The following is a 5,628-nucleotide window of genomic DNA, read 5'->3' as shown; positions in this document are numbered from 1 at the left end:
GCGACCCCGACGGCGCAGACCCCCGCGCCCACCGCGAGCGCCTCCGGCTCGCCGTCCGCCTCGCCCACCGCCTCGCCCACCGCGAACCCCAACTGCGACGTGGACGCCCGCGGCCTGACCGCCGGCGCGGCCGCCCCCGGCCACGTCGTCCCGGAGCAGAACTGGACGCTGGTGACCAGCCGGCTGGCCCTGCACGGCGCGGCCTTCCACGGCGTCTACGACGTGAAGACCCCGACCGGCAGCAAGCGGGTGCTGAAGTTCGTGGTGGACAGCGTGGACATCGACAACCTCGACATGTCGACTCTTGAGGGCAACGGCGTCACCTTCCACGTCCAGGGCGCCCCGGGCTCGACCTCGACCATGCGCAAGGGCCCGGTCACCATGTACGTGGAGCGGCTCTCCGGCCACCTGTCCAAGGTGCTCGGCCTGCCGATCCCGATCGACCTGGGCGAGATCACCCTCACCCCGGACACCCTGCCGCGCTGGCTGTACGACCTGATCGGCTCGATCCCGATCCCGCTGGACCTGGAGCTGACCGGGGTCACCGCCAAGCAGGCCGGCCAGTTCGGCGGCACCCTGCACATCCCCGGGATGCGCATGTTCAACGACGACGCGCCCTACAGCGACAAGTAGCGGGCGCGGAAACGCCGACGGGGCGGCCCTCCGCGAAGGAGGACCGCCCCGTCGGCGTTCGTACGACCGGGTGCTACTCGCCGTGGCTGCCCAGGCGGTGCACCTGCACCATGTTGGTGGTGCCGGGGACGCCGACCGGGACACCGGCGGTGACGATCACGGTGTCGCCCTCGCTCAGCTCGCCCATGCGCAGCAGCTCGCGGTCGACCTGCTCGACCATCGCGTCCGTGGTGGCCACCTGCTCGGTGACGTACGCCTGGACGCCCCAGCTCAGCGAGAGCTGGTTGCGGGTGGCGGCGTCCGGGGTGAACGCGACCACCGGGATCGGCGAGCGGTAGCGGGACAGCCGGCGGGCCGTGTCACCGGACTTGGTGAACGCGACCAGCGCCTTGCCGTTCAGGAAGTCGCCCAGCTCGCACGCGGCGCGGGCGACGGAGCCGCCCTGGGTGCGCGGCTTGCGGCCCGGGTTGAGCGGCTGCAGGCCCTGGGAGACGAGCTCCTCCTCGGCCTTCTCGCAGATCCGGCTCATGGTGCGGACGGTCTCGACCGGATACTTGCCGACGCTGGACTCGGCGGAGAGCATCACCGCGTCGGTGCCGTCCAGGATGGCGTTGGCGACGTCGGAGACCTCGGCGCGGGTCGGGCGCGAGGCGTGGATCATCGACTCCATCATCTGGGTGGCGACGATGACCGGCTTGGCGTTGCGGCGGGCCAGCGTGATCAGCTGCTTCTGGACCAGCGGCACCCGCTCCAGCGGGTACTCCACGGCCAGGTCGCCGCGGGCGACCATGATGGCGTCGAAGGCGAGGACGATCTCCTCCATGGCCTCGACGGCCTGCGGCTTCTCGATCTTGGCGATGACCGGCACCCGGATGCCGACCTCGTCCATGACCTCGTGGACGTCCTTGATGTCCTCCGCGTTGCGGACGAAGGACAGGGCGACCATGTCGACGCCCAGGCGCAGCGCGAAGCGCAGGTCCTCCTTGTCCTTCTCGGACAGGGCGGGCACGTTCACGGCCGCGCCGGGCAGGTTGATGCCCTTGTTGTTCGAGAGCACGCCGCCCTCGATCACCACGGTCTTCACCCGCGGGCCGTCGACGCTGACGACCTCCAGGGCGATGACGCCGTCGTTGATCAGGATCGGGTCGCCGGGCTTCACGTCGCCGGGCAGGCCCTTGTAGGTGGTGCCACAGATGTGCTGGTCACCGGGGACGTCCTCGGTGGTGATGGTGAACTCGTCGCCGTTGTCGACGGTCACCGGGCCGTTGGCGAAGGTCGCCAGACGGATCTTGGGACCCTGGAGGTCGGCCAGGACGCCGATGGCCTTGCCGGTGTCCTCCGAGACCTGGCGGACCTTGCGGTACCGCTCCTCGTGGTCCGCGTGGTTGCCGTGGCTCATGTTCAGTCGGGCGACGTTCATGCCCGCCTCGACGATGGCCTTCAGCTGTTCGTAGGAGTCCGTCGCCGGACCCAGGGTGCAGACAATTTTCGCTCGGCGCATATGGATCAGTCTATCCGTTCGTGTTATAGGTGCATTCGGCACGAATCGTGGGGAATCGCCGACGAAGGATTCCGAGGAGTGAGACGAAAGGGTGTCAGTCCTCGGACTCCTCACCCTCCCGGTGCACCAGGGCGAAGGCCTGTCGGGCGATCTCCAGCTCCTCGTCGGTGGGCACCACCGCGACCGCCACCCGGGCGTACCCGGGCGAGATGATCCGGGCCTCGCCGGAGCGCACCGAGTTCAACTCGGCGTCCACGGCGATGCCCAGCTCCTCCAGCCCCGCGGTGGCCGCCGCGCGCACCGGCGCCGCGTTCTCCCCGACGCCCGCGGTGAACGCGATCGCGTCCACCCGGCCGAGCACCGCGTAGTAGCCGCCGATGTACTTGCGCAGCCGGTGGATGTACGAGTCGAAGGCGAGCCGCGCGTCCGCGTCCCCGGCCTCGGCCCGGCGCATGATCTCGCGCATGTCGTTGTCGCCGCACAGCCCGCGCAGGCCGCTGCGGCGGTTGAGCAGGTCGTCGATCTCGTCGATGGACAGCCCGCCGACCCGGTGCAGGTGGAACACCACGCCGGCGTCGATGTCGCCCGAGCGGGTGCCCATGACCAGGCCCTCCAGCGGGGTCAGGCCCATCGAGGTGTCCACGCAGCGGCCGCCGCTGACCGCCGAGGCGGAGGCGCCGTTGCCCAGGTGCAGCACGATCACGTTGACCTCGGCCGGGTCCTTGCCGAGCAGCCGGGCGGTCGCCCGCGAGACGTACTGGTGCGAGGTGCCGTGGAAGCCGTAGCGGCGCACCCGGTGCTCGTCGGCGACGTCCTTGTCGATCGCGTACCGGGCCGAGTACTCGGGCATCGCGGCGTGGAAGGCGGTGTCGAACACCGCGACCTGCGGCAGGTCGGGCCGCAGCGCGCGGGCCACCTCGATGCCGGTGATGTTGGCCGGGTTGTGCAGCGGCGCGACCGGGATCAGCCGGCGGATCTCCTTGAGCACGTCGTCGGTGATCACGGTCGGCTCGGTGAACCGCTTGCCGCCGTGCACCACCCGGTGGCCGATCGCGGCCAGCTCGGGGGAGTCCAGGCCGAGCCCGTCGGTGGCCAGCTCCTCGGAGACGGCCTTCAGCGCGGCCGCGTGGTCCGGGAAGACCTGGAGCACCTCGCGCGGCTTTCCCGAGCGCGGGGTGTGCACCAGGCGGCCGCTGGGCTCGCCGATCCGCTCGACCAGCCCGGAGGCCAGCTTGGCGCCGTCCAGCATGTCGATCAGCTGGTACTTGACGGACGAGGAGCCGGCGTTCAGAACCAGAACGCGGGTGCCTTCACTCATGCTTTGGGCTCCTTACGGTCCTGGGACTGGATGGCGGTGATCGCGACGGTGTTGACGATGTCCTGCACCAGCGCCCCGCGCGAGAGGTCGTTGACGGGCTTGCGCAGCCCCTGGAGCACCGGGCCGACCGCGACCGCGCCGGCCGAGCGCTGGACGGCCTTGTAGGTGTTGTTGCCGGTGTTGAGGTCCGGGAAGATCAGCACGGTCGCCCGCCCGGCCACCGCCGAGCCCGGCAGCTTGGTGGCCGCGACGTGGGCGTCCACCGCCGCGTCGTACTGGATCGGGCCCTCGACCAGGATGTCCGGGCGCAGCTCGCGGACCAGCTCGGTGGCCTTGCGGACCTTGTCGACGTCCGCGCCCGAGCCCGAGGTGCCGGTCGAGTAGGAGAGCATCGCGACCCGCGGCTCGACCCCGAACTGGGCGGCGGTGGCGGCGGACTGGATCGCGATGTCGGCCAGCTGCTGGGCGTTCGGATCGGGGTTGACCGCGCAGTCGCCGTACACCAGCACCTTGTCGGCCAGGCACATGAAGAAGACGGACGAGACGATCGAGGCGCCCGGCGAGGTCTTGATCACCTCGAAGGCGGGCCGGATGGTCGCCGCGGTGGAGTGCACCGCGCCGGAGACCATGCCGTCGGCGATGCCCTCCTGGACCATCAGGGTGCCGAAGTAGGAGACGTCGGTGACCACGTCCAGGGCCAGCTCGACGGTCATCCCCTTGTGGGCGCGCAGCCGGGCGTACAGCTCGGCGAACTGGCGGCGCAGCGGGCTGGTGGCGGGGTCGACGATCCGGACCTGGGCGCGGTCGGCGCCCGGCACTTCCTGCGGGAGGTCGATGCCCAGGCTCGCGGCCTTGCGGCGCACCGCGTCCGTCTCGCCGAGCAGGGTGAGGTCGCAGATGTTGCGGCGCAGCAGGATCTCGGCCGCGCGCAGCACCCGCTCCTCGGCGCCCTCGGGCAGCACCACGTGCCGGCGGTCGCCGCGGGCGCGCTCCAGCAGCTCGTGCTCGAACATCATCGGGGTGACCCGCTCGGACCGGCCGACCTCGATGAGGTTCGTCAACTCGGCGGTGTCGACGTGCAGTTCGAACAGGCCGAGGGCGATCTCGGCCTTCCGGGGGCTGGCCGCGGTGAGCTTGCCCTCCAGGTGGGTCAGGGTGGCGGCGGTGGGCCAGCTGCCCTCGGGGACGACCGCGACCGGGGTGCCGGGGGCGAGCCGGGCGGCCAGGGACATGATGTTGGGGCCGGGGTGCTGGCCGAGGGTGAGCAGCACGCCGGCGATCGGCGGGGCGCCGGCCGCGTGCGCGGCCAGCGAGCCGACCACCAGGTCGGCGCGGTCCCCGGGGGTGACGACCAGGGCGCCCTCGGTCAGCGCGTCCAGGAAGGTGGGCAGCATGGCGCCGCCGAAGACGAAGCCGCGCACGTCCCGGGCCAGGCCCGCGGCGTCGCCTAGCAGCACGTCGGCACCGGTCGCCTCGACCAGTTGGGCGACGGTCGGCGCGGCCAGGGCCGGCTCCTCCGGGATGACGTAGGCGGGGATCGGCAGCTTCTCGGTGAGCGTGCGCTGGATCCGCTGCTTGGCGCTCGGGGCGACCCTGTTGGCGATCATCGCCAGGGTCTCGCAGCCGAGGTCGGTGTACGCCCGGTGGGCGTTGCGCACCTCGGCGATCACCGCCTCGGCGTCCTCGCCGTGCCCGCCGACCACCGGCAGCACGGCGGCGCCGAACTCGTTGGCGAGGCGGGCGTTGAAGGCCAGCTCGTCCGGGATGTTGGTGTCGGCGAAGTCGGTGCCGAGCACCAGCACCGCCTGGCAGCGGCGCGCCACCGCGTGGAAGCGGTCCACCAGGGTGGAGACCAGCTCGTCCTGCCCCTGGGCGGCCTGGAGCGCGGCGGCCTCCTCGTAGGTGAGCCCGTACAGCTCGGAGCCGGGCAGGTCGATCCGGTAGCGCCCGCGCAGCAGCTCGACCACGTGGTCCGACCCCGGCTCGCCGGGCTCGGCGGCGTGCACCAGCGGCCGGAACACCCCGACCCGGTCCACCTGGCGGGTGAGCAGTTCCATGACCCCGAGTTCGACCGCCTGCCGGCCGTCCCCCCGGTCGATCCCGGTCACGTACACGCTGCGCGCCACGCGGATGTCTCCGTCCCGTCGTCTCGGAAGGTGGTCATATCGACCATACC

3 protein-coding genes and 1 pseudogene are annotated in these 5,628 nt (G+C 71.6%); 1 reads left to right on the top strand and 3 read right to left on the bottom strand.

The features are described from left to right. A pseudogene (locus tag J0670_RS28255) lies at nt 1–633 on the top strand (hypothetical protein); the annotation flags it as partial. Nucleotides 634–706: 73 nt separating this feature from the next. Here J0670_RS28255 and pyk read toward each other — a convergent pair. The 3 genes from pyk to pta all read right to left on the bottom strand — a co-directional run bounded on the left by pyk (nt 707) and on the right by pta (nt 5,578). Continuing rightward, nucleotides 707–2,134, bottom strand: coding sequence for a pyruvate kinase (gene pyk / locus J0670_RS28250; protein ID WP_207814524.1), 1,428 nt, complete (start codon nt 2,132–2,134; stop codon nt 707–709). Between the two features lie 94 nt (nt 2,135–2,228). Continuing rightward, on the bottom strand, nt 2,229–3,452 hold the full coding sequence (locus J0670_RS28245; protein ID WP_207814523.1) for an acetate kinase: 1,224 nt from the start codon (nt 3,450–3,452) through the stop codon (nt 2,229–2,231). Further along, the gene (gene pta, locus J0670_RS28240; RefSeq protein ID WP_207814522.1) at nt 3,449–5,578 is read right to left on the bottom strand and encodes a phosphate acetyltransferase; all 2,130 of its coding nucleotides are present in this window, start codon (nt 5,576–5,578) and stop codon (nt 3,449–3,451) included. Before pta ends, J0670_RS28245 begins: the two co-directional genes overlap by 4 nt. Between the last annotated feature and the right edge of the window lie 50 nt (nt 5,579–5,628).

It is taken from the genome of Streptomyces sp. FH025, assembly GCF_017427025.1.
Classification (GTDB): Bacteria; Actinomycetota; Actinomycetes; order Streptomycetales; family Streptomycetaceae; genus Kitasatospora.
This window is presented reverse-complemented; position numbering and strand designations above follow the sequence as displayed.